The sequence below is a fragment of the Enterocloster clostridioformis genome, from assembly GCF_020297485.1.
GTDB lineage: Bacteria > Bacillota > Clostridia > Lachnospirales > Lachnospiraceae > Enterocloster > Enterocloster clostridioformis.
On the sequence record NZ_JAIWZC010000001.1, the window covers coordinates 1,991,148 to 2,014,564 of the forward strand.

Sequence of the window (23,417 nt, forward strand, 5' to 3'; positions counted from 1 at the left end):
TGATGCAGGCCCCTTTCAGGAAATATCTTATGTTCTGGGCTTGGTATCACATGTCACTTCAAACGTTCCGGACTCAATTGCCGCAATCTTATCGGAAATCTTCTGCTTCAGCTCATCGGGAACAGCGGAATCCAGATTGTGGTAAGGCGCAACGCTCACTGCCCCGTCTGCCATTCCCAGCTGGTAGATGCCGCCCTCAAAGGTTCCGTCCGCAACCGTCTTAAAGGCAACCTCAATCACATGAGGAATGTGGTAAACAGATGAGGAAAGGATGGTGTCGGGCGCCAGATCATTCTGGTCATAGGAGTCGCCTGTGGCGTAGACCTTTGCTTCCTTTGCCGCATTGATGGCTCCTGTTCCCGACTCGTTGGCACAGTGTCCGATTACATCCGCGCCATTATCAATCATGGCCTGGGCGGCCTCCTTGCCAAGGGCCGTATCGGTAAAGGAACCGGTCCATGCGGTCTGTACCTGGATGTCAGGGTTTACTTCCTTTGCCCCGTCCTCAAATCCGTTCATAATCTTCACAAGGGACGCGCCCTGAATCGGTCCGATAAAGCCCACCTTGCCGCTCTCGGACATGCCGGCTGCCAGCATTCCCATGATGTATCCGCCTTCCTCACACTTTGACACATAGGAGGCCACATTGTCGGCAGACACCTCTCCCTCCGTTACAATGAACTTTGTATCCGGATACTGCTCCGCAACGTCCACCGCCGGATCTCCGAACTCGTATCCGTGACCGATGACCACGTCATATCCGCTGGCCGCATAATCCGCAAAAGCAGCCTCAATGTCATCCGGTGTCAGGTTCTCCGTATAGGTCACCTCACAGCCGTAATCCGCCTCTAAAAGCTTAAGGCCGTCATAGGCTGACTGGCACCAGCCCATATCATTGGCCGCGCCGGACAGGCACAGGGCCACCTTGTACGTCTTGCCGTCCGCTGTCCGGCTTCCTTCCTCCTGGCCGCCTTCGGCCTGGTCCCCATTTGCCTGGGTATCTGCCGCCTGGGCGCCCCCGGCCTGCTTATCTGCAGCCTCTGTCTTTGCCGCTGTCTCCTTTGTTTCCCCGCCGCATCCGGTCAGGCCAAAGCCTGCCATGGATAATGCCAGGGCTGCCGCCGCTAAACGCATTCTGTTTTTCATGTCTCTTATCCTTCCTTTTTCCTTAGATTTTTTATGTTTCCTCATTAGGTACCCCATCATCAGTCATGTGAATCTATAACACCCGAATCTGCATGGCGGTGATAAAATTTTTATTGTCACTCTCCACGAACTGATCCAGAATATTAAAATTGATGGCCTGGGCCCCCAGCTCAAGGTCCGGCCTGGCCTCCCTCAGACGCCGGATGGTGTCCGGCACCCCCTCGTATCCGCCCAGATGGTATCCGCAGAGGAAGTCGCCTCCCCGGATAATCTGGATTCTGGACTGAGGTATGGTTTTTGGTATCTCCTCATGGTCCGGATACAGGTAGGCCCCAAAATACTTCCGGTCTCCCTCGTAAAAGGCGATGGTGGGATAAAAATAAAAGGAATTTTCCCTGTACAGCAGCTCCTCGTCGCCTATGGAAATAAACCTCCGGTCCTCAAAATGCTTTACCGCAATCTCATCCAGACGGATTCCATCCATCTCCTGTTCCATGAACCGGATTTTTCTCTGGATGGCCTCATCTATGTTGAGCAGCTTCTGCCACTGCCTACGAAGCTTCTGGGAGCGCTGCTTCATAATGTCCACAGCCCTGCTGGAATTTAAGCTGGTTCTGGATTCCTTGATTTCCTCCAGGGAATAGCCCAGACGGCGCATATAGGACACGGTTGCCAGCTCGTATATCTGGTCAAACTCATACTTTCTGCGCCCGTTTTTCTCATTGCGTTCCCTGGGGGAAAAGATGCCGACGCTGTCGTAGTAGTACAGTGTCTGTATGTTAAGCCCGAACAGCTCCGCCAATTCCCCGATAGAAAAATATTCCTTCACCTGCCAACCTTCTTTCCTTTTTTCTGCCGGCTTCCCCTTTAAATAAGATTCCCCCTTAAATAAATTCCCTGTACGCGCTGTGAGGCTCCCGGATGACCCTTGTGCATACAGCCTCTCCCTCCAGGGCCAGCTTTCTCTCGTCCACGCCTTTCAGGATGCCGTCTTTGTAAACAATGTTTCCGTTAATCATGGTCATCCACACCGGTCCGGTCAGTCCCACTCTGGCCAGCAGGTTCTTCGGGTCGTGCAGGGCGCCCGCCAGCTCCAGTGTCTCTGTGTCAATCATAAACAGGTCCGCTGCCTTTCCCGCTTCCAGGGACCCCAGGTCGCCTCTTCCAAGGGTCTTTGCCCCGTTTACGGTGGCCACCTTTAACATGTCATAGGCGGAGACGCATCCCCCTCTCTCCTTGGTGTGGTTTGCCTGCATCAGGTAAGCCATGCGCAGGGCATCCAGCAGATTGGAACTGTCATTGGTGGCGGAACCGTCGCATCCCAGGCTCACAAGGATGCCCGCTTCCCGCATTTCCTTTATATTTAGAATCGGGAAGCCGCCAAGTACGGCCGGCGCCGGACAGTGGGAAACCCCTGTGCCTGTGGCTGCCAGGACCCTATACTCTTCCTTTGTCACTTCCCAGTCATGGGCGTACCACACGTCCTCTCCGATAAAGCCCATCTCTCCACACCAGTCCATGGTGCGCTTGCCCCAGCGGGCCATCATGCCCTCGTTCTCTCCCTCGCCCAGATGCGTATGCATCCTGACCCCCTTCTCCCTGGCCATGGCCACGGTCTCGGCAAAGGTTTCCCTGCGGCAGTTAATGGGCTGGCAGGGCGCCATGACTATCTGCCTCATGGAAAACGGCCCGGAATCGTGATACAGTCCAATCAGCCTGTCACAGTCCTTTAAGAACTCATCCGTTGTCTCCAGCATATTGTCGGGAATGGAGCTTCCTTCACTTCCGGGAAGGGTGTTGGTCCCCCTTCCGGCGTGGTACCGGATGCCCAAAAGCTCTGCCGCCTCCATCTGACGGTCCACCGGTGACTTGCCGGTCTTCCTGGTGTAGCAGTATTGGTGATCAAAGGCGCAGGTACAGCCGTGTTTCATCAAATCCGCAAAGGATGTAAGGGTGGAGTAGTAAATCACGTCGGAATCAATGTTCTGGAATATGCGGTAAATCTTATCAATCCAGTCCATCACCATCATGTTGGGATAGTCAATGGTCATGAGATTGCGCACAAAGGTCTGGAAAAAATGATGATGGGTGTTGATCAGGCCCGGATACACGAATTTTCCCTCTGCCCGGATGACCTGGACCTCCTCCTGATTCAGATTTCTTCCTGACGCCGGGTCCCCTCCGTTCATCAGGTCCCTGCCGATTGCCAGTATCTTCGGCCCCTCAATCAGCATGTCCGCGTCCCTGTAAACCCGGTCTTCCCCGTCACAGGACACGATTGCCCTGGCATTCTTAATAAGAATCTTTTTGTCCATTCTTTACCTCTCTTTCGGAAATATCATGCTGCAAAAAAGGACCGGCTTTGCCAGCCGGTCCTTTCCGCTTGGCTCTTGAACCTATTATATATCCTATAGCCGCTATAGGTTCAAGAGTAATTTTGTTTTTATTATAAATCGCTATATTCATATTAGTAAAACTTATAAATATGCAGACCCGTCACAGCCCGCTTTCAATCTTCTGCCTCTTGATTCCGTGTTTCTCGGCAAAGCCTGTAAGAATCATGGTCAGGGCCCCGTCACCGGTCACGTTGCAGGCGGTTCCGAAGCTGTCCTGAAGGGCAAAGATGGTAAGCATCAGCGCTGTTCCCGTTTCGTCAAATCCCAGTACGCCTGTAATCAGACCCAGGGAAGCCATAACCGTGCCTCCGGGAACACCGGGCGCTCCGATGGCGAACACACCCAAAAGGGCGCAGAACAAAATCATGGTGCCCAGGGACGGAATGGTTCCGTAAAGGATCTTGGATATGGTCATCACAAAGAATACCTCTGTCAGAACAGAACCGCACAGATGGATGTTGGCAAAGAGCGGGATGCCGAAGTCCACCATGTCATCCCTGAGAGGCGGCTGTGATTTCTTGGCACAGCGCAGGGCAACAGCCAGTGTAGCCGCTGAGGACATGGTACCCACCGCGGTAATATAGGCAGGTCCGTAATTCTTTATGACATCCAGCGGATTCTTGCCTGAATAGGCGCCGCCGACGGCATACAGCAGGGCCAGCCAGATGTAATGGCCAATCATGACAATGATGACCACCTGGATGAACACGGGAAGCTGTTTTGTAATAGTCCCCTCATAGGAAAGGGCACAGAATGTAAACGCGATAAACACAGGAAGGATAGGAATTACCACCTTGGTGACAACGGACAGCACAATCTGCTGGAACTCCTCCAGCACCTGAGTAATCACCGCGGCCTTGGTCCATGTGGCGGCCAGGCCCAGAAGCAGTGAGAACACCAGGGCGCTCATCACAGGCATAATTTGAGGTATATCCAGCTGGAACACGATTTCCGGCAAATCCTTTAACCCCTCCACCTCAGTGGCAATGGACAGGTGAGGAATCATAAGAAAACCTGCCGTCATAGAAAAAAGGGCTGCACCGATAGATGAAACATAGGCAATTATAATGGCGACTCCCAGCATTTTGGATGCATTGTTGCCCAGCCTTGTGATGGAAGGGGCAATGAATCCGATGATGATAAGCGGCACACAGAAAACAATGACCTGGTTCAGGATGTATTTGATTGTCACAACAACATGCATAAGGCCGCTCCCGGCCAACTGACCAACTATGATGCCCAGGATAACGCCCAAAAGCAACCGAAACGGTAAACTGCCTGTTATTTTTTTCATACTTATTCTCCAATCATGATTTTTATGATTTCCTCGTTGGTCTCCTTCATCCCTTCTTTTCCAAGACGACCAACGTTCTTAAGTGTGGCCTCGACACCCTTGGTGACGATACCGTCTCCCCCGTAAAACTGCTGACCGCGTATATACATGTTGTAGCCCAGAATTCCCGCATCCACTGCCGAGGCAATCTTGGCCGCGCAGGAAGCCTTTGCTCCGTCACAGACAATGCCCGACACAATGGCAAGGGCGTTTACAACCGTATGTACGACTTCTTTGAAACCGCCGCCGCACAGGTAAGCAATCCCTGCACCGGCGCCTGCACCGGCACTGACAGCCCCGCAGTAAGCGGAAAGCCTGCCAATGGGAGTCTTCTGATGGATGGCTGTCAGGTTGGACAGAGCCAGCGCCCTGTACTTCTTATCCTCATCCACCTTAAATTCCTCCGCATATACCAGCACGGGAACAGAGGCAGTGATACCCTGGTTTCCGCTTCCCGAATTGATGATGACCGGCAGTTCACAGCCATTCATCCTGGCGTCAGAACCTGCCGCTGCCATGGCTTTTGCCCTGGTGCGGACATCATTTCCGGACATTTCCAAAAGAACAGAGCCGATATTGGCGCCATAATCCCCTTTTAATCCCTCCTGGGCAATGGCCCAGTTGTACTTAATCTGGCGGTCCAATACTTCCCGTATATCCCCGATGTCCACCGTATTGATAAAATCCCAGATGTCCTCCATGTTGAGCAGGCTTCTGTCAGTCAGACCCTCCTCCTCGCCTGCCACCTCTACCTGCTTAAGAATCTCCCCATTCTTTTCAATCAGCACGATATTGGTATGATAATTGGCGATGCGGACCTTTGCGTAGGAATCCCCCTTATACAGAGTCACGATGATATCAAAGGTAATGCCGTTATCCGCATGCTCCACCCTGATTTCCGTGTTATCCAGGAATTCCTTCATCTGTCTGGTCTGATCTGGTGTAACTTCTGCAATCACCTCCAGTTCTTTGTCCGAATCTCCCGCAACAATTCCCGCTGCTGCCGCTGCCGGAATGCCCTTCAGATGATTCGTGTTAGGCACGATAACCGACTTCACATTCTTGATAATGCTTCCGCTGGCTCCCACCACCACACGGTCCGGCAGCTCCCCCAGCACTTTCCTGGCCGTGGCCGCCGCATAGGCAAGGGCAATGGGCTCTGTACATCCCATGGCCGGAAGCAGCTCCTCCTTCAGAATTTGAACATACGCTCCGTACTTAACATTTGTTTTTTCCATGATGATTGTGATACCTTTCTCAATTTTAATTGATTATCCGGAAAATTACTATACATTTTGGATTGATTTCTGATTAATATTAATGTACCATAAAAGCATATGGTTGTAAAATTTAATGTTTTTATGATATCATTTAAAAATTTTTATACAAAATGAGCAAAGGAATCACATCATATGGAGCTACGGGAGATTGCCGCCTTTATCCAGGTAGCGCAGTTAAAGAGCTTTTCCAAGGCAGCCAGACAGCTGGGTTATTCCCAGGCAGCTGTCACCATTCAAATCAAACAGCTGGAGCAGGAGCTGAACGTCCATCTCTTTGACCGCATCGGCAAACAGACCACCCTGACCCATCAGGGAGCCCTGTTTTACGAACACGCGGTCTCGGTCATGAAGGAGCTGGAACACGCCAGGGACGCGGTCACCCATGTTTCAGAGCTTACCGGAAGCCTGTGTCTGGGGACCATTGAATCCATTTGCGCCACCATATTCCCGGAGCTGTTAAGGGAATACCACAGGCTCTACCCCAAGGTCAACATAAGGCTCATCACCGACTCCCCTGAGACACTGTTGGAGATGATGAACAGCAATGCCATTGATATAGTGTATTTCCTGGATAAGCGTATGTATGACAGCAAATGGATAAAAGTCCTGGAGGAACCGGAGGACATTGTGTTTGTCACCGCCTCCGGCCACCCCTTTGTGGGGAGGGACAGCCTGGACCTGGACCAGGTCATAGGCCAGCCCTTCATCCTCACCGAGAGAAACGCCAGCTACCGTTTTATCCTGGACCAGTACCTGGCTGCCCAGGGCAAGGAAATACACCCCTTTCTGGAGATAGGGAACACGGAATTTATCATCAACCTGCTGAGAAAGAACCTGGGTGTTTCCTTTCTTCCGGAATTCACCATACACAGGGATATTATCAGCGGAGAGCTGGCCGTATTGGATGTCAGGGATTTCTACATGAGGACCTGGCGTCAGATTGTTTACCACAAGGATAAGTGGGTCACCAGAGAGATGGACGCGTTCATACGTCTGGCCAGGAGTTAAACCCCAAAAAAGCAGCCCGGCGCGTCAGAATTTAATTCTGAAGGGAGCATGTTCTCCCTGCCGCACATGGGCTGCTTTCCTGCTTTTCTATTGTCCGTTAATGTAATTCACCAGGCCGCCCGCCGATATGATTTTCTGCATGAAGGGCGGGAAGGACTGGCCCTGATAGGTCTCTCCCTTTGTCTTGTTGGTGATGATTCCGCTGTCAAAATCAACTTCCACCTCATCCCCCGCCTCAATGGACCTGGCCGCCTCCAGGCACTCAATGATGGGAAGGCCGATGTTTATGGAATTCCTGTAGAAGATACGGGCAAATGTCTCCGCGATAACGCAGCTCACTCCCGCGCACTTGATGGCCAGAGGCGCGTGTTCCCGGGAGGAACCGCAGCCGAAATTCTTGTTGGCCACAATGATGTCCCCCTTTTGGACCTTATTCACAAACTCCCTGTCAATATCCTCCATACAGTGTTTTGCCAGCTCGTCGCCCTGGGTGGCGTTTAAATATCTGGCCGGGATGATGACATCCGTATCCACATTGTCACCGTATTTAAAAACGTGTCCGCATGCTTTCATGTTCAGTCTCCTTTTCCTTTCACAATGATATTGCATTTATTCCGTTAATCCAGCCGGCACGGGCAGATAATTTTTCCCGCCACGGCACTTGCGGCAGCCACGGCCGGGCTGGCCAGATATACCTCTGAATCAACGTGTCCCATACGTCCCACAAAGTTTCGGTTTGTTGTGGAGATGCACCTCTCCCCGGCCGCAAGGATACCCATGTAGCCGCCCAGACACGGACCGCAGGTAGGTGTGCTCACCACGGCTCCCGCCTCAATGAAAATCTCCAGAAGCCCCTCTCTCATTGCCTGAAGATAGATGGACTGGGTAGCCGGTATCACGATGCAGCGCACACCCTTGGCAATCTTCCTGCCCTTTAATACCTCCGCCGCGATTCTCATGTCCTCTATACGTCCGTTGGTACAGGAACCGATGACCGCCTGGTCCACCTTCACATCCCCTGCCTGGTCAATGGTCCTGGTATTGGAAGGAAGATGGGGGAAGGATACGGTGGGCTTTAACTGGGACAAGTCAATCACATATGTCTCATCATACTCCGCGTCCTCATCCGCCTTATATGCGGTAAACCCGCGCTTTGAATGCTCCTTCATATATTCGGCGGCCAGTTCATCCACCGGGAAGATTCCGTTCTTTCCTCCTGCCTCGATTGCCATGTTGCAGATGGTAAAGCGGTCATCCATGGAAAGGTTCCTGATTCCCTCCCCCACGAACTCCATGGACTTATACAGGGCTCCGTCCACACCAATCATGCCGATAATATGTAAGATTACATCCTTGCCGCTGACCCACTTGGAGGGCTTGCCCACCAGCTCAAATTTAATGGCAGAGGGCACCTTAAACCATGCCCTGCCGGTCACCATGCCGGCTGCCATATCCGTGCTTCCCACCCCCGTGGAAAATGCTCCCAGCGCTCCGTATGTACATGTGTGGGAGTCCGCGCCTATGACCGCGTCACCGGCCACCACCAGTCCCTTTTCAGGAAGAAGGGCATGCTCGATTCCCATCTCTCCCACATCGAAATAATTGGTTATCTCATGGCGGCAGGCAAACTCCCTGCAGCACTTGCAGTTCTCAGCCGACTTTATATCCTTGTTAGGGATAAAATGGTCCATAACCAGGGCAATCTTGTCCTTATCAAACACGGTCTTTCTGTCCATCTTCTTCATCTCGTTGATGGCAACCGGAGAAGTGATGTCATTTCCCAGCACTAAATCCAAATCCGCCTCTATGAGCTGTCCCGCCTTCACTTCCTCAAGTCCTGCGTGGGCAGCCAGGATTTTCTGGCTCATGGTCATTCCCATAACTTATTTCCTCCTTCAATATCCTTCTCTTTAATAATTCCTCGAAATTATATCATCCGTGCTTTACATTTTAGCATATGTATTGTTATAATAAAAATGCATAATATGAATGGGATATATGAAAAAATGTTATATAGCAGGAGGGGGATTCCATGGAACAGAACCTGTCCCAATACAAGATATTTTATGAAGTGGCCAAAGCCGGCAACATATCCAAGGCCGCAAAGGAACTTTACATCAGCCAGCCCGCCATCAGCAAGGCCATCAGCAAGCTGGAGGACAGCCTTGGCCTGTCCCTGTTTACCCGAAGCTCCCGCGGAGTACAGCTCACCTCTGAGGGTGAAATTCTATTTGAACATACCAGGGAGGCTTTTGACGCCCTGGACCGGGGCGAACAGGAACTGAAGCGGATTCAGGAATTCGACATCGGCCACTTACGGATTGGGGTGAGCAACACTCTGTGCAAATATATCCTGCTTCCCTACCTGAAGACCTTCATCGACCAGTATCCTCACATGAAGGTTACCATAGAAAGCCAGGCCACAGCCCAGACCCTTGGCCGGCTGGAGCAGCAGAAGATCGACCTGGGCCTGGTTGCCGAGCCCTCGGTCCGCCGTGACCTGGCCTTTATCCCGGTCATGGATATCCAGGACACCTTTGTCACCACCCCCAATTATCTGGAGAACCTGTACCTGAGAGAGGGGCGGGATACCAGCCTGTTTGAGACGGGCAACATCATGCTTCTTGACACCAGCAACATGACCCGCCACCATGTGGACGAATACATGGAGGAAAACAACATCTGTCCCCACCAGATTCTGGAAGTCACCACCATGGACCTGCTGATTGAATTTGCCAAAATTGGCCTGGGCATTGCCTGTGTCATCAAGGAATTGGTGCAGAAGGAGCTGGACAGCGGCCTGCTGGTAGAGATTCCCCTGTATATCCCCATCCACCGCAGGACCATCGGCTTCGCCTATCACCCCTCCAACCAGGCCATGGCCCTGAAAACATTCCTGGAGTTTCTGTACTGATACTCCGAATATGCATATTCTGCATATATAAAACAGGCGGATTCCCCGGTTTCCTTCCGGGGCCTCCGCCTGTTCTTCCTTGTATCCGCCAATCTTCCCGAATACAATCTACGCAGCGTTCGTTGTGAATCAATTAGTTGTTAATCAGTTTGTCCGTATCATTCCAGCTGTAAAGCTTTCTCAGCTCAGCTCCCACCTTCTCAAGCGGCTGCTCTGCCTCGTTCTTTCTCATGGCATTGAAATGCGGGCAGCCAACCTGGTTCTCCAGAAGCCACTCTTTTGCAAAGGAACCGTCCTGGATATCGGACAGAATCTTCTTCATGGCCTTCTTTGTCTCGTCGGTCACAATCTTTGGTCCGGTGATATAATCGCCGTACTCAGCTGTATTGGAAATGGAATAACGCATGCCTGCAAAACCGCTCTCGTAAATCAGGTCCACAATCAGCTTCATCTCATGCACGCACTCAAAGTATGCATTCTCAGGAGCATAGCCTGCTTCAACCAGAGTCTCAAATCCGGCCTTCATCAGGGCGCACACGCCGCCGCAGAGCACTGCCTGCTCGCCGAACAGGTCGGTCTCGGTCTCCACTCTGAAGGTGGTCTCCAGGATACCTGCCCTTGCGCCTCCGATTCCCTGTCCGTAAGCCAGCGCCATGTCCATGGCCTTGCCTGTGGCATCCTGGTAAACAGCTACCAGACATGGGGTTCCTCTGCCCCTCTGATACTCGCTTCTCACGGTATGGCCCGGCGCCTTGGGAGCGATCATGGTAACGTCCACATCCTTAGGCGGAACAATCTGTCCGAAGTGGATAGCGAAACCATGGGCAAACATCAGCATCATACCCGGACGCAGGTTTGGCGCGATGGACTCCTTATACATGGCGGCCTGCTTCTCATCGTTGATCAGTATCATGATGACATCTGCTTTTTTGGATGCCTCAGCTGCTGTATATACCTCGAATCCCTGCTCCTCTGCTTTCTTCCAGGAACGGCTGCCCTCATACAGGCCTACAATTACGTTGCATCCTGACTCCTTTAAGTTTAAAGCATGTGCATGTCCCTGGCTGCCGTAACCGATCACAGCAATGGTCTTGCCCTCCAGTAATGACAAATTACAATCTTCCTGATAATAAATCTTTGGCATTGCTTTTTTCCTCCTTCAATTCCTTTGAACTTAAATCTTAAATGATATATGTTTAAGGCAACAAAACCGACGACTCTCTGTCCGCCTTTGGCCGCCCCTTAAGCCTCTGTTTTATGGAAGCATCCTGATATCCTCCGCGCCTCTTTCCAGTCCCGTAAGACCGGTTCTGGCCAGCTCCAGGATTTCATAATCCTCCAGCAGGTTAATAAGCGCATCCAGTTTGGACTGGTCTCCTGTCAGCATGACTGTCAACGAATCCTTTCCCACATCCACAATGGTGGCGCGGAAGATACTGGATATGGCGCTGACGGACTGGCGGTCGCTGGCATTGGCACGCACCTTCACCATCATCAGTTCCCTGTATACGGAACGGTCCGGCTGCAGCTCCTTGATATCCCTTACATCCTCCAACTTATTGAGCTGGTTCTTAATCTGTTCCAGGACGGTCTGGTCTCCCAGGGAAACCACGGTCATCCTGGAGTACCGCGGGTCAGCGGTGACACCTACAGTCAGACTCTCAATATTGTATCCGCGGCGGCTGAAAAGCCCTGCTACACGGGCCAGCACACCTGCGGTATTGTCCACAAGCAGCGATAACACGATTCTGTCGTCCATCTAATCCCACCCTCTCATTTGACGGCAAGCGCAAAAGCAGCTGCCTTCTTAATAGTAATTTCAATCATAGCAACCATTATTCTATTTGTCAATTGCATAATAGGAATGGTTATTATGAGTTCAAGTTATAGTGACAGGAGCAAATCCCTTAATTCCTTCACCGTCCCCGCAATCCAGGCAGGTCTGCACCCATCCATCTCCTGGCGGTCGCCATATCCGTAGAGCACGCCCACGCATTCCATGCCGCACTCTCTGGCCCCCAGGACATCGTGCTCCCTGTCCCCTACCATCATGCAGCGTCCGATTGTCTCATCGTCCGGCTCCAGGCCGCACTGTTCCAGCACATATCGGATTACATCCCCCTTGCGCACCCGCGTTTCCCCCATATCGGCTCCGCCGATGAAATCGAAATAGTCCGCCATGTCAAAGTGCTCCAGTATCTTCCTGGCAAACTCCTCCGGCTTGGAGGTGGCCACCAGCAGCACCCTTCCCGCCTCCTTTAAGGCTTCCAGCATTTCCTTTATGCCGGGATACTCCTTATTCTGAACCCAGCCCCTGACGCTGAAATACTCCCGATACGCCTGTACTCCCTCCCATGCCTGCTCATCGGAAAAGCCGTAATACTTCTTAAAGCTGTCCCTCAGAGGGGGCCCTATGAAGGGCGTCAGACTGTCCAGATCATCTGTCTGTATCCCGAAATGCGCCAGTGCGTGCTGTACCGATTTTGTGATTCCCTCCTTAGGGTCTGTCAGGGTTCCATCCAAGTCAAATAAAATATAATCCTTACGGTTCATGGTCACTTCTCCTTTTTTATGTGGCTGCCTGCTATATCTTCCCATCCTTAAACGCCTTCATCATCTCGTGTCCCACACTGATACAGGGACCGTATTCCACGATTTCATCCCGTGTAAACCAGCCGGCCTCGCACAGCTCCTCTTCCTCCAGGCATATGGTGTCATTCCCGTCCAGCTCCGCCGTAAATCCCACCATCTCCGTATCGGAAAATGCCCAGGGCTGGCTTTTATAGTAGCGGATATTCTTCACCCTAAGGCCCACTTCCTCCATGACCTCCCTGCGGACGCAGTCCTCAAAGGTCTCTCCGATTTCCACGAATCCGGCAATCAGCGCATAGTTGCGGTAAGCGCCTCCGGCATAGCGCGACATTAACAGCTTGTCCCCGTTGGTAATGGCCACGATGACAGCCGGACTGATCTTGGGGTATTCCGTCTGCCCGCAGGAAGGACAGACAAGGGCGCGCTCCCTGGCGCTGGGTTCTGTCTTCGAGCCGCAGCAGCCGCAAAACCGCCTGCTCTGCATCCACCGGTAGAGCTGGCTGCCCGTTATCCCCGCAAACGCCTGGTGAAGGGGTTCAAAATTCCGGAACACAGTCAGAGGCTCCATGTAAAAACCCCCGAATTCCGGCACCGCCATGTCCGTCACACAGTAATAGGCCCTGTCATCAATAGAAAAAAGGTACTGTGCCTGTTCCGAAAATTCCCCTTCCTCTCTCAATTCCCCGAAGGTAGGGATCGCACTCCCCTTTTCGCCTTTGAGAAGCATTACCTTATTATATTCGTAGTGAAGCAGATAATCCCTGTCTTCCGGTTTCTTCCTCCTGAATACAGGGTCATATGTATGCGGTGCAATATCCTGAATCATGCATTTAGCCTCCGTCCTTTACGGTCTGTTAATCCTGAAAGTCCAACCTGTAAAAATATATTTAGTGTCTATTGTATCACAGGAACGGTTCATTGTAAAACCTTCCTTTCAAATCAGCGAAGTAAATCAATAAAGCACAGCAGTGAGGTAAAACCAGTGAGGCAGGAACGCCCGTCAAAAAAGGACGCCCTGTATCCGGAACGTCCTTTCACCTCTCAGTCATGGATCACAACATTCAATTTTTTATGAATCCCCAGACTGAGAATTCCCAGCATGGACTTTCCGTCCACCATGCAGCTGCCGCAGCACACGTCAATATCTTCCGGCTGCTTCTCGCTCTGCTGGACAAACCGTTTTACATCCTCCACCGAATCAAACATGACTTCCCTTGTGGTCATATAGGCACCTCCTGTCATTTTATACAGAAAGTCTTCCCATATCAAAAAGGCTTATACACGCCAAACCGCTTTTTAAGGGGCTTAAGCTTCCAGCGTCTGAGGCTGCTGAAAATGTAATAATAAATCACAAAGGCGACCGTGGTCAGGCTCCAGGTCAGCGGATAGCAGAAGGCCGCGCCGATGATAGTGTGGTAATGAGGCAGCACAAACATAATCCACAGCACCCTGACCGCGCACACGCCGATGCCCGTGATGACGAGGGGCATCCACGCGTCTCCCACCCCTCTGAGGGTACCGGAAAGTATCTCAATGGCAATATAGGTAATAAAGGTCGGGACCATGAAATGCAGCAAATCCATGCTGATGGCCTGGACCTGCCGGTCCGTGGTGAACAGTTCCACCAGCAGATGGCCGCCGTTATACAGAACCACTCCCACGGACGCTGTCAGCACCACGCCGATCACCATGCAGGCACCGGCGCCCTTGCGCACACGGTCCAGACGGCCGGCCCCGAAATTCTGCCCCACGAAGGTGGTGGCGGATATGCCGAGGGCATTAATCATCATCCAGTACAGGCCGTCCACCTTGCCGTAGGTGGCCCATGCAGTCACATTGTCTGTTCCCAGGGTATTGACACCGGCCTGGATGATGACATTGGATATATTGTACATGACGGACTGCATCCCGGCAGGGATACCGATGCGCACAATCCTCTGGAGCATCCTCTGGTCAATGCGCACCTTCTTCCATTCCAGCTTATACATATCGTCCGTTTTCATAAGCGCACGGACCACCAGGATTGCGCTTAAAAGCTGGGACGTGATGGTAGCCAGGGCAGCGCCTGCCACTCCCATCCGCAACACTGCCACCAGCAGCACATCCAGAATAATGTTGGTAAAACAGCTGGCAATGAGGAAATACAGGGGCCGTCTGGAATCTCCGACGGCCCGCAGGATTCCGGCGCCCATGTTGTAAACCAGGTTGACTATGATACCCAGGAAATATATGCGGATATACACCACCGCATGGCCCATGACATCCTCCGGCGTCTTCATGGTTTCCAGGGCCCAGGGCGATCCCACCAGACCCACAATCATGAATATAATACCCCCAATAACGGAAAAAGCAATGGATGTATGTACGGCCCAGTGGACCTTATCCGCCTTCCTGGCGCCGTAAAACTGGGATATGACCACCGTGGCGCCGCTGGACAGGCCCACAAAGAAACCCACCAGCAGATTAATCAGGGTGCTGGTGCTTCCACCCACCGCAGCCAGGGCCTGCTTTCCCACAAAGCGGCCCACCACCATGGCATCCGCCGTATTATACAGCTGCTGGAAAAACGTTCCGAACAATATGGGAAAGAAAAACAGCAGCAGCTGTCCGAAAATGCTTCCTTCCGTGATACGGTTTTTCTTTGCAACCTTTCCCTCCATACCTGCACCTCATGTCTGTACATTTTCGTAAAAATCATAAAGAATAAAACAGCACCCACCAGTTAGGTCAGCTGATGGGTACTGCCTCCAATTCCTATCTTATATCATGGACCGGCTTTTGTCCATCGGATTTTATTCTGCGGCCGCTTATTCTACGGTCTTTTATTCTGCGGCCTCATCTTTTGCGGCTACCTCTGCGATGGATTTAACCAGACCGGCAATTCCCTGGATATCCGAAGGAATAATTATCTTATTGGCCTTTCCGTTGGCAGCTGCCTGGAACGCCTCCAGGCTCTTAAGCTGAAGGACCGCATTGTCAGCCCCTGCCTCCTTGATGAAACGGATACCGTCTGCCGTAGCCTTCTGCACGGAACGGATGGCCTCTGCCTGGCCCTGGGCCTCCTTAATCTTCTTTTCCTTCTCGGCCTCAGCCCTCAAGATAGCCGCTTCCTTCTCAGCCTCCGCGTTCAGAACCGCGGATTCCTTGTTGCCTTCCGCCACCAGAATCATGGACTTCTTCTCGCCCTCAGCCCTCAGAATAGATTCACGGCGCTCGCGCTCTGCCTTCATCTGTTTCTCCATGGCCTCCTGGATAGCTGCCGGAGGAATGATGTTCTTAAGCTCTACCCTGGTCACCTTGATGCCCCACGGGTCCGTAGCAATATCCAGCGACTCCTGCATCTTGGCATTGATGGTTTCCCTGGAGGTCAGCGTTTCATCCAGCTCCAGGTCACCGATAATATTACGCAGGGTGGTGGCTGTCAGGTTCTCAATGGCAAGCAGCGGACGCTCCACGCCGTAAGCATACAGCTTCGGGTCCGTGATGTAGAAGAATACCACCGTATCAATCTGCATGGTTACGTTATCCTTGGTGATAACCGGCTGGGGAGGGAAATCCTCCACCTGCTCCTTCAGATTCACCTTCTTGGCCACACGGTCGATGAAGGGAACCAGGAAATGAATGCCCACGCTGTATGTGCCGAGATAGGCACCCAGCCGTTCCACCACCAGAGCCTGAGCCTGGGGCACGATTCTGATACAGGTGGACAGAATGAATAAAATAATGACTGCAATGATGATGAACGTGATAAATCCTCCGATTGCTCCAAACATATGAATCCTCCTTATGTTTCTTTATACTTTTTCCACTTCATGTTCCTGCTTTGCCGCAGCTACCAGCAGCTTAGCCCCGCTGACAGCGGATATAATCACTACATCACCCGCTTCAAAGGTATCCCCCTCCTGCGCCGCCCTGGCAAGCCAGGTTTCACCGGCCAGGATGGCAGTCCCTGTACCCGCCACATTATCAATACGTTCCTTGACCACGGCCTTACGGCCTGTCAGACTGTCAACATTGGTATTTGTCCGCTTGCTGTACAGGTACTTGTACGCAAAGGGACGGACCATGAGAAACAGCATGAAGGACACCGCCACAAACACTGCCAGCTGGGGATACAGACCGCCTCCACACACCTGCACCACCAGAGCCGCCAGGGACCCTCCGGCAAACCAGATACTGGTCAGGGATGTAGTAACTCCTTCCACTACCAAAAAAACCACAAACGCGATAAGCCAAATAAGGGACATGTAAATCTCCTTTCATCTGCACAGAATATGGAGAAAATTGGTTACTTATTCTTATTGTATCATAGTCAGACTTAAAATCAATCAAGGGATTGTAAATTTATCATATTCTTAATATAATTGTAAGCAGTACGAAAGGTTATGCGTCAGTTAAGGACGCCGCTGCTGTTATTATATGTTTTTGCAAACAGGTTATACTTAACATAAACTTAAATACACATGATCAGGGGGTACAACATGAAACGCATACTCTTACTCGGAACAGGCGGCACCATTGCCTGCAAGCGCACGGATAAAGGGCTTAAGCCCGTCATTACATCGGATGAAATCCTGTCCTATGTGCCCGACAGCCGAAGCTACTGTGAAATCCACTCCATCCAGCTGATGAACATAGACAGCACCAACATACAGCCCTGCCACTGGCTGGCAGTCGAAAAGGCAATCGAGGAAAACTACGGCCAATACGACGGCTTTGTCATCACCCACGGCACGGACACCATGGCTTATACGGCCGCGGCCCTGTCCTACCTGATTCAGCATTCGCCAAAGCCCATCATCATCACCGGGGCCCAGAAGCCTATTGACATGGAAAATACGGACGCCAGGACCAACCTGGCCGACAGCCTTCTCTTTGCCTCCTGTCCCGGCGCCCACGACGTGAACCTTGTCTTTGACGGCAAGGTCATTGCAGGCACCAGGGGAAAGAAGGAGTGGACAAAAAGCTATCACGCGTTTTCCAGCATCAACTATCCTTATGTGGCCATCATCCAGGACGGCCAGATTATATTTTATCTGGACGACAAGGACAGGGACAAAAAGCCGGTCTGCTTCTACCGCCAAATGGACGGGGATGTGGGGCTCATGAAGCTGATTCCCTCCATGGACGCTTCCCTGCTGGATTACATGGCGGAGCATTACGACGCCGTCATCATAGAATCCTTTGGAGTGGGCGGCCTGCCGTCCTACCAGGACGGGGATTACCACGGCGCCATCGCCCGTTGGACAGGCCTTGGAAAGACCGTCATCATGACAACCCAGGTCACCAACGAGGGCAGCGACATGTCCGTCTATGAGGTGGGCCGGAGCATCAAACAGGAATTCGGCCTTCTGGAAGCCTATGACATGACCCTGGAGGCAGTAGTTACTAAAATCATGTGGATACTCGGTCAGACAAAGGACCCTGTCCGGATACGCAGGATGTTCTACGAGACCGTGAACCGGGACATACTCTGGAAATGGAGTGAAAACTAATACCCTGCCTCTGACCCGTTTTTAGAGAACTGTGCGGAGTTCTATTTTAAGCCCCTTTCCCTTGACTGTGATTTATCTTATTTTATCTACAATGCTTTTGCCCATGCGGGGGAATTATATCTTGAACTAGAGAAATCCCACGACAGCTTCCCGGCCAGCGGACCTGTTCCCAGGGCCGCCGTCTGCCGCAGGGTCTCCAGTTGGAGTACACAAAAGGGAAATGGCGGGGGGTGGAGCAGTTCGGAGAGACTAAGTCCCGCTGCGGAAACGGTCACAGCCCGGGCTGCGTTCCCGCCTCTCACGGACGCGATCCCCCATGCACGTCCGCGTCCCCTCCCCCGCCTCATTCACAACCGTAAACCCAAGTATCATTCCCCCTCCCACTGCCTGAAACACAGTGATGGACTCATGCAGGATAGCCACCGATACCAGGATGGCCGCAAGGGGGTCTATGTAGCTGAGAATAGAAGCTTCCTGGCCTTTCAGATAACGAAGGGATGAAAAATACATGCAATAACATATGCCGGTGTGGAACACTCCCACCACCAGAAGGTTTGCAACCCCAAGTACATCCATTTCCGAAAGATGGGATCCTCCTGTCAGGCACACATAGGGAGTGAGAACCAAAATGGCTGCCAGGAACTGGTAAAATGTCCGGTTAATGCCCGACACATGACGTATGCTTTTATTGAACAATACCACCGACGCATAAAACACAGCGGCCCCCAGGCCGAACAAAATCCCAATCAACTCACGGCTTCCTCCTCTGCTGACACCTATCACCAGCACCAGTCCCAGTGTGGACATAACGAAACAGAACACCTGGCGGGCGGTAAGCTTCTCCTTAAACAGGAAGGGGCTCGCCGCTGTCACTCAAACAGCAGTACGGGAAGGGCCACCTTAAACACAAACTGATTGACCCTGTCCACAAAGACTCCTTCCATGATTCCTGCTTTTCTGAAACACGCCCCCAATACCATAAGGAAAAAGATGGGCATGGTCGCATTGAGACTGAATATGAGATGTTCCATCGCAGTCTGCCTCCTGTCTTTTTTTGCACATTTTCCCTGTAACAATATGCGCTGGCCGTTTCTTTGTCAAGTCTTTCAAGATTTTCTTATTGACATTTCCTCTGTCTCGTGATTAAATAGAATCAACTTATTAATATAATTTTAAAAAGTGCGTTAATAATTGTATGAAAGGAGGGGTATTCCCATGGCCCAGGAAGAACCGGTCACTGTAAAACAGCTGAATAAAGAGCGCATACGAGCTTACATGGGTAAACATGAGTCTGCTTCCAGAAGCCAGATTGCCAGGGAGCTGGGATTAAGTTTCCCTACGGTCGGACGCCTGATTGATGAACTGTGCTCCGATGGGGAACTGACTGAACAAGGGGCCGGCTCATCCACCGGAGGCAGGTGCGCCTGCCTTTATGAACTGAATCCCCTTTTCAGCCTGTATCTCCTGGTACAGGTTGAGTCGGACCGGGTATGCTGGAATCTGAAGGATATGAGAGAGAACACCGTGGAGCAGGGATGTCTGCCCTTTGAAATTCTGTCCCTGGAACAGCTGGATGCCCTGATTCTCGATATCCACAACCGGTATCCCCGCCTGAAAGCAGCCGCCGCGGGGATTGCCGCCCTGGTAAATCACGGTGTGGTGGAAGAGACCAATCAGTACAGCGGACTCAAAGGCATGAACCTGGAGGAGCATTTCCGGCGTCTGGTTCCCATCCCCATGACAGTGGGAAATGATATGAATTTTCTGACCATGGGCTGCTGGGCCCAGAAGCACCCTGATACAGGCTCCCTGGTCACGCTCTTCATGGGAGGAAACGGTATAGGAGGCGGAATGGTCATTGACGGTCATCTGTGGACCGGGGCCTCAGGCTATTGCAGCGAGGTCAGCTTCCTGCCTGTCTATAAACAGTTAAACAGCGGCGGCCCTGGTCTGCCTCCCGCGGAGAACATAAGCGAGCTATATGCACGCCTGATACAAATTTATGCCGTGACGGTAAATCCTCACATGATTGTGCTCTACCGCCACCCCCTGCTGGAGGGAAAAGCAGACGAGATCCGCCGTCTCTGCGTTTCCTATCTGCCGTCCAAGGCAATCCCGTCTATAGAGCTGTCCTATGATTACCAGCAGGATTATGAAAAGGGCCTGTTTGCCGTGGCAAAGTCCCTGGAACAGGCTGCCAGTGAAGGAGGTTCATAATGCGCTACACCCATGTTGTGTTTGATATTGACAACACGCTGATTAATACCACCGGGGCCGTGCTCCACGGACTGCAGAGAGCTCTCAGGGATATAACCGGGGAACACTGGGACATAAGCCGGCTTCTGCCGGTTCTGGGCATACCAGGGCTGGATGCATTTGAACGTCTGGGCATACATTCCCCCGACCAGATATTCCGGATTTATCCCCGGTGGGAACAGTATGAACAGGAGTATCAGTACACCGCCTATCTGTATGAGGGCATTGTACCCCTGTTGGATTTTCTGAAAAAAAGGGCTGCAGCCTGGGCATCATCACTTCCAAGACAATGCCTCAGTACACCTGCAGCTTCCTTCCCTTTCAGATATCCGGATATTTTCAGACCGTCATAACGGCCGATGACACAGTCCGCCACAAACCGGATCCGGAACCCATGCTTGAATATATGAAACGCACTGATGCCTGTCCCCGGCAGATTCTCTACATCGGGGACAGCATCTACGACATGCAGTGCGCATCCCGGGCCGGAGTTGACTCCTGTCTGGCTTTGTGGGGCTGCCACTGTCCGGACGACATCTCATCCACCCATCGTTTTGAGGATCCGGCTGCCATCATACGCTGGCTTGAATGATACGCCAGAATGAGACGCCAAAATGAGACACCGGCTTCCACGCTTCACCGCCCCGCGTCTGATTTCTCCCTCAGCAGCCAGCCCAGTCTGGACTGGTCAAATATTATCAAACTGGATATTTTGCTCAGTCCACTTTTCCGTTATAGTAGGTATCAGCATTTAAGTACTTCAATTTAAGGAGGTATCCCTATGACGGAACGTTTCTCTACTAAAAAACTGGTGTTGTCTGCCCTGTTCGCAGCTCTGGCCTGCGTGGCCACCATGTCCATCCGCATCCCCACCCCCGGTACAGGCGGTTACATCCACCCGGGCGACGCCATCGTGATTCTCTGCGGCGTGTTTTTGGACCCGATATCCGCATTCCTGGCAGCCGGTATCGGCTCCTGCATGGCAGACCTGCTGGGAGGTTATTTCATCTATGTCCCCATCACCTTTGCCATCAAGGGCCTGGTGGCATTTTCGGCAAGCCATGTCTGCCGCAGTTTAAGGGCCAGAGGGATGAATCCATATGCCGCCGTAGCCGGCTGCGGTGTGATTGACATTGTTCTGGTGGCCGGAGGATACTGCATGTGCGAAGTCTTTCTATACGGATTAGGTGCTGCCCTGGCCAGTGTTCCCAGCAACATCATCCAGGGAATCAGCGGCCTGATTATCTCCAGCGCCCTGTATCCGGTCCTCCAAAAGCCTCTTTCCATGGCGTTAAAGGCTTAAAGGGTGTGAGAAAGCATTGTAAGACACTCCTAAAACGAATCCGGCATTTCAGCCACGGTCTCTCCATAAATGGGATGGCGCTTATAGGGCGCTATCTCAGCCAGAGGCTTCAGGACAAAATCACGCTTGTGCATCTGTGTGTGAGGTATGCTAAACTGTTCCGATACATACACCAAATCGTAATAGAAAATAATGTCCGGGTCCAGCGTCCTGGGGCCCAGTGTATGATTCGCTTCCTTCCCGCTGCCGCCTCGATTTCATGTAGGCCGTCTAACAGTTCCTCCGGTGTAAAGAGGGTTTTTATTTCCATACATCCGTTGATGAAATCAGCCTGGTCCGTCACTCCGTATTTGCCGCCGCGGTGGCCATCTCCCCGATCATGTCCGTGGCCCTGGCGCACATCATCTGGGCTCCCAGCACCACCTTGGTGTCGGCTTCTGCAATGATTTTGATGAAGCCTCTCTCCTCCCTGGATATCTGGGATTTCCCATTGGCGGACATCAGGAATTTCCCCACTGACACAGGTATCCCAGCCTGGGCCGCCTCGTCCTCCGTAAGTCCCACGGAGGCAATCTCAGGACTGGTGTACACGCAGTTGGGAACAATGGATAAATCAATGGAGTGGCCTGTTCCCGCCAGGTGTTCCGCCACCCATACTCCCTGGGCGCTGGCCACATGAGCCAGCTGGATTCCCTTAATCACGTCTCCGATGGCGTATACACCCTCCATGGATGTCTCAAAGTTGGAATCCACCACAATTCTTCCCCGCTCCATGGCAAGCTCTGTCCCCGGTCCCAGCAGCTTTTCCGTTTCCGGCACCCTGCCGGCGGCCGACAGCACATAATCCGCTTCCTCCCGCTTCTCCTCTCCCTTTTCCTCGAAGACGCAGGCCAGACCATGTTTCGTCTCTTCAATCCTCTTTACCGTGGCTCCTGTATAGATTTTGATTCCACGCTTTTTGAGAATCATTTTCAGGTTCTGGGAAATGTCCTGACCCAGGTCTGCCAGGAGCCTTGGAAGGGCCTCCGCTATGGTCACCCGGATGCCAAGGGATGAAAATACAGAGGCAAATTCAGCTCCGATCACGCCTCCACCGATAATCAGCAGGCTTTCCGGCGCACGCTTCAGTTCAAACAGCCTGTCGCTGGTAAGCACCCCGGGCAGGTCCAGTCCCTGGATGGGCAGGTTCATTGGCTTTGAGCCTGAGGCCAGCAGCACATGCTTTCCTTTTAACACCCGGCTTTCCTCTTCTCCTTCACACCCTGTCACCAGCACGGTTTTGTCCGCCTGCAGAGCGCCGGTTCCCTTAACCAGCGTCACGCCGTTTGCCTTAAAGAGCTGCTCCACTCCCTGTCTTAAGCTTCCTGACGTTCCCTCCTTGTATTCCAGAATCTTATCATACTCATACCGGACATTCTCCGCAAAAATGCCGAAATGTCCGCCCTCCTTCATCTCCCTGTAAAGCTGGGACGCATGAATCATGGCCTTGACCGGAATACAGCCACGGTTCAGGCAGGTTCCCCCTTCCTCCCTGTTTTCCACCACTGCCACCGTAAGCCCCAGCTTGGCGCCCTTGATTGCCGCCACATAACCGCCGGGACCCGCTCCTATGATAACCAAGTCAAATCTATCTGCCATTTTTCCTCCTATTGCCGCCGGAGCGCGCCGGAATCCCTTCCGACACGCTCCTGAGC

General features: G+C 52.3%; 22 protein-coding genes and 4 pseudogenes. 6 read left to right on the forward strand and 20 right to left on the reverse strand.

What is annotated here, in order from left to right; translation table 11 throughout:
• Positions 1–27: 27 nt before the first annotated feature.
• From LA360_RS09995 to LA360_RS10020, 6 genes are all read right to left on the reverse strand, one after another.
• Entirely contained in the window at positions 28–1,146 is a 1,119-nt protein-coding gene (locus tag LA360_RS09995) for a BMP family protein (RefSeq protein WP_022202058.1), read from the reverse strand.
• 73 nt (positions 1,147–1,219) lie between these two features.
• Complete coding sequence (locus LA360_RS10000; protein WP_022202057.1) at positions 1,220–1,975, reverse strand: MerR family transcriptional regulator; 756 nt, start codon at positions 1,973–1,975, stop codon at positions 1,220–1,222.
• Positions 1,976–2,030: 55 nt separating this feature from the next.
• The gene (locus LA360_RS10005) at positions 2,031–3,461 is read right to left on the reverse strand and encodes an amidohydrolase (RefSeq protein ID WP_022202056.1); all 1,431 of its coding nucleotides are present in this window, start codon (positions 3,459–3,461) and stop codon (positions 2,031–2,033) included.
• Positions 3,439–3,612: a hypothetical protein gene (locus tag LA360_RS10010; protein ID WP_160116368.1), complete on the reverse strand. Its 174-nt coding sequence runs from the start codon at positions 3,610–3,612 to the stop codon at positions 3,439–3,441. Before LA360_RS10010 ends, LA360_RS10005 begins: the two co-directional genes overlap by 23 nt.
• A 30-nt stretch (positions 3,613–3,642) precedes the next feature.
• A complete protein-coding gene (locus LA360_RS10015) occupies positions 3,643–4,836 on the reverse strand; it encodes a dicarboxylate/amino acid:cation symporter (RefSeq protein WP_002585132.1) in 1,194 nt (397 codons plus the stop codon).
• Positions 4,837–4,838: 2 nt separating this feature from the next.
• Entirely contained in the window at positions 4,839–6,113 is a 1,275-nt protein-coding gene (locus LA360_RS10020) for an L-cysteine desulfidase family protein (RefSeq protein ID WP_022202055.1), read from the reverse strand.
• A gap of 174 nt (positions 6,114–6,287) precedes the next feature.
• Here LA360_RS10020 and LA360_RS10025 point away from each other — a divergent pair, with 174 nt between their 5' ends.
• Positions 6,288–7,163, forward strand: coding sequence for a LysR family transcriptional regulator (locus tag LA360_RS10025; RefSeq protein WP_022202054.1), 876 nt, complete (start codon positions 6,288–6,290; stop codon positions 7,161–7,163).
• A gap of 87 nt (positions 7,164–7,250) precedes the next feature.
• On the opposite strand, the gene leuD is transcribed toward LA360_RS10025, so the two are convergent.
• Positions 7,251–7,736 (reverse strand): 3-isopropylmalate dehydratase small subunit, encoded by a 486-nt coding sequence (gene leuD / locus LA360_RS10030; protein ID WP_003526189.1) that lies wholly within the window; start codon positions 7,734–7,736, stop codon positions 7,251–7,253.
• 44 nt (positions 7,737–7,780) lie between these two features.
• Positions 7,781–9,043, reverse strand: coding sequence for a 3-isopropylmalate dehydratase large subunit (gene leuC / locus LA360_RS10035; protein ID WP_089776250.1), 1,263 nt, complete (start codon positions 9,041–9,043; stop codon positions 7,781–7,783).
• Between the two features lie 152 nt (positions 9,044–9,195).
• Between leuC and LA360_RS10040 the strand changes: the two genes are divergently transcribed.
• Positions 9,196–10,077, forward strand: coding sequence for a LysR family transcriptional regulator (locus tag LA360_RS10040; protein ID WP_003526187.1), 882 nt, complete (start codon positions 9,196–9,198; stop codon positions 10,075–10,077).
• Positions 10,078–10,210: 133 nt separating this feature from the next.
• Here LA360_RS10040 and ilvC read toward each other — a convergent pair whose 3' ends face one another.
• From ilvC to LA360_RS10080, 8 genes are all read right to left on the reverse strand, one after another.
• Positions 10,211–11,221: a ketol-acid reductoisomerase gene (ilvC, locus tag LA360_RS10045; protein WP_022202052.1), complete on the reverse strand. Its 1,011-nt coding sequence runs from the start codon at positions 11,219–11,221 to the stop codon at positions 10,211–10,213.
• A 111-nt stretch (positions 11,222–11,332) separates the two neighbouring features.
• Positions 11,333–11,836: an acetolactate synthase small subunit gene (ilvN, locus tag LA360_RS10050; protein ID WP_002569358.1), complete on the reverse strand. Its 504-nt coding sequence runs from the start codon at positions 11,834–11,836 to the stop codon at positions 11,333–11,335.
• Between the two features lie 125 nt (positions 11,837–11,961).
• On the reverse strand, positions 11,962–12,630 hold the full coding sequence (locus LA360_RS10055; protein WP_022202051.1) for an HAD family hydrolase: 669 nt from the start codon (positions 12,628–12,630) through the stop codon (positions 11,962–11,964).
• Positions 12,631–12,661: 31 nt separating this feature from the next.
• Positions 12,662–13,495: an NAD(+) diphosphatase gene (gene nudC, locus LA360_RS10060; protein WP_022202050.1), complete on the reverse strand. Its 834-nt coding sequence runs from the start codon at positions 13,493–13,495 to the stop codon at positions 12,662–12,664.
• Between the two features lie 215 nt (positions 13,496–13,710).
• Entirely contained in the window at positions 13,711–13,893 is a 183-nt protein-coding gene (locus tag LA360_RS10065; RefSeq protein WP_002585141.1) for an HPr family phosphocarrier protein, read from the reverse strand.
• Positions 13,894–13,934: 41 nt separating this feature from the next.
• Positions 13,935–15,329, reverse strand: a complete 1,395-nt coding sequence (locus LA360_RS10070) for an MATE family efflux transporter (protein WP_022202048.1) — start codon at positions 15,327–15,329, stop codon at positions 13,935–13,937.
• Between the two features lie 162 nt (positions 15,330–15,491).
• Positions 15,492–16,442 carry an SPFH domain-containing protein gene (locus LA360_RS10075; protein ID WP_002585143.1) on the reverse strand — a complete coding sequence of 317 codons (951 nt, stop codon included), beginning with the start codon at positions 16,440–16,442 and terminating at the stop codon, positions 15,492–15,494.
• A 21-nt stretch (positions 16,443–16,463) separates the two neighbouring features.
• Positions 16,464–16,916 carry an NfeD family protein gene (locus LA360_RS10080; protein ID WP_022202047.1) on the reverse strand — a complete coding sequence of 151 codons (453 nt, stop codon included), beginning with the start codon at positions 16,914–16,916 and terminating at the stop codon, positions 16,464–16,466.
• Positions 16,917–17,150: 234 nt separating this feature from the next.
• Between LA360_RS10080 and LA360_RS10085 the strand changes: the two genes are divergently transcribed.
• A complete protein-coding gene (locus LA360_RS10085; protein ID WP_022202046.1) occupies positions 17,151–18,164 on the forward strand; it encodes an asparaginase in 1,014 nt (337 codons plus the stop codon).
• A 298-nt stretch (positions 18,165–18,462) separates the two neighbouring features.
• Here LA360_RS10085 and LA360_RS10090 read toward each other — a convergent pair.
• Positions 18,463–19,037: pseudogene (locus tag LA360_RS10090) on the reverse strand (DMT family transporter); the annotation flags it as partial.
• Positions 19,034–19,195, reverse strand: a complete 162-nt coding sequence (locus tag LA360_RS31845; protein ID WP_022202044.1) for a hypothetical protein — start codon at positions 19,193–19,195, stop codon at positions 19,034–19,036. The gene LA360_RS31845 and the pseudogene LA360_RS10090, both read right to left, overlap by 4 nt.
• Before the next feature lie 184 nt (positions 19,196–19,379).
• Here LA360_RS31845 and LA360_RS10100 point away from each other — a divergent pair, with 184 nt between their 5' ends.
• From LA360_RS10100 to LA360_RS10110, 3 genes and pseudogenes are all read left to right on the forward strand, one after another.
• Positions 19,380–20,381: a winged helix-turn-helix domain-containing protein gene (locus LA360_RS10100; protein WP_022202043.1), complete on the forward strand. Its 1,002-nt coding sequence runs from the start codon at positions 19,380–19,382 to the stop codon at positions 20,379–20,381.
• Positions 20,381–21,012: pseudogene (locus tag LA360_RS10105) on the forward strand (HAD family hydrolase). The gene LA360_RS10100 and the pseudogene LA360_RS10105 overlap by 1 nt, the downstream one beginning before the upstream one ends.
• Before the next feature lie 189 nt (positions 21,013–21,201).
• The gene (locus tag LA360_RS10110; RefSeq protein ID WP_022202041.1) at positions 21,202–21,723 is read left to right on the forward strand and encodes an ECF transporter S component; all 522 of its coding nucleotides are present in this window, start codon (positions 21,202–21,204) and stop codon (positions 21,721–21,723) included.
• Positions 21,724–21,752: 29 nt separating this feature from the next.
• On the opposite strand, the pseudogene folK reads toward LA360_RS10110, so the two are convergent.
• Both folK and lpdA read right to left on the reverse strand, forming a co-directional pair.
• Positions 21,753–22,072: pseudogene (gene folK / locus LA360_RS31160) on the reverse strand (2-amino-4-hydroxy-6-hydroxymethyldihydropteridine diphosphokinase); the annotation flags it as partial.
• Positions 22,072–23,361: pseudogene (gene lpdA / locus LA360_RS10120) on the reverse strand (dihydrolipoyl dehydrogenase); the annotation flags it as partial. The pseudogenes lpdA and folK, both read right to left, overlap by 1 nt.
• Positions 23,362–23,417: the final 56 nt, after the last annotated feature.

Bases quoted from the DNA above. Each gene is read 5' to 3' on its own strand.
- LA360_RS10080 (WP_022202047.1), bottom strand. From the start codon at position 16,916: ATGTCCCTTATTTGGCTTATCGCGTTTGTGGTTTTTTTGGTAGTGGAA.
- LA360_RS10070 (WP_022202048.1), bottom strand. From the start codon at position 15,329: ATGGAGGGAAAGGTTGCAAAGAAAAACCGTATCACGGAAGGAAGCATT.
- LA360_RS10005 (WP_022202056.1), bottom strand. From the start codon at position 3,461: ATGGACAAAAAGATTCTTATTAAGAATGCCAGGGCAATCGTGTCCTGT.
- leuC (WP_089776250.1), bottom strand. From the start codon at position 9,043: ATGGGAATGACCATGAGCCAGAAAATCCTGGCTGCCCACGCAGGACTT.
- LA360_RS09995 (WP_022202058.1), bottom strand. From the start codon at position 1,146: ATGAAAAACAGAATGCGTTTAGCGGCGGCAGCCCTGGCATTATCCATG.
- LA360_RS10055 (WP_022202051.1), bottom strand. From the start codon at position 12,630: ATGAACCGTAAGGATTATATTTTATTTGACTTGGATGGAACCCTGACA.
- LA360_RS10020 (WP_022202055.1), bottom strand. From the start codon at position 6,113: ATGGAAAAAACAAATGTTAAGTACGGAGCGTATGTTCAAATTCTGAAG.
- LA360_RS10075 (WP_002585143.1), bottom strand. From the start codon at position 16,442: ATGTTTGGAGCAATCGGAGGATTTATCACGTTCATCATCATTGCAGTC.
- LA360_RS10025 (WP_022202054.1), top strand. From the start codon at position 6,288: ATGGAGCTACGGGAGATTGCCGCCTTTATCCAGGTAGCGCAGTTAAAG.
- LA360_RS10110 (WP_022202041.1), top strand. From the start codon at position 21,202: ATGACGGAACGTTTCTCTACTAAAAAACTGGTGTTGTCTGCCCTGTTC.
- LA360_RS31845 (WP_022202044.1), bottom strand. From the start codon at position 19,195: ATGGAACATCTCATATTCAGTCTCAATGCGACCATGCCCATCTTTTTC.
- LA360_RS10010 (WP_160116368.1), bottom strand. From the start codon at position 3,612: ATGAATATAGCGATTTATAATAAAAACAAAATTACTCTTGAACCTATA.
- leuD (WP_003526189.1), bottom strand. From the start codon at position 7,736: ATGAAAGCATGCGGACACGTTTTTAAATACGGTGACAATGTGGATACG.
- nudC (WP_022202050.1), bottom strand. From the start codon at position 13,495: ATGATTCAGGATATTGCACCGCATACATATGACCCTGTATTCAGGAGG.
- LA360_RS10065 (WP_002585141.1), bottom strand. From the start codon at position 13,893: ATGACCACAAGGGAAGTCATGTTTGATTCGGTGGAGGATGTAAAACGG.
- LA360_RS10100 (WP_022202043.1), top strand. From the start codon at position 19,380: ATGGCCCAGGAAGAACCGGTCACTGTAAAACAGCTGAATAAAGAGCGC.
- LA360_RS10085 (WP_022202046.1), top strand. From the start codon at position 17,151: ATGAAACGCATACTCTTACTCGGAACAGGCGGCACCATTGCCTGCAAG.
- ilvN (WP_002569358.1), bottom strand. From the start codon at position 11,836: ATGGACGACAGAATCGTGTTATCGCTGCTTGTGGACAATACCGCAGGT.
- ilvC (WP_022202052.1), bottom strand. From the start codon at position 11,221: ATGCCAAAGATTTATTATCAGGAAGATTGTAATTTGTCATTACTGGAG.
- LA360_RS10015 (WP_002585132.1), bottom strand. From the start codon at position 4,836: ATGAAAAAAATAACAGGCAGTTTACCGTTTCGGTTGCTTTTGGGCGTT.
- LA360_RS10040 (WP_003526187.1), top strand. From the start codon at position 9,196: ATGGAACAGAACCTGTCCCAATACAAGATATTTTATGAAGTGGCCAAA.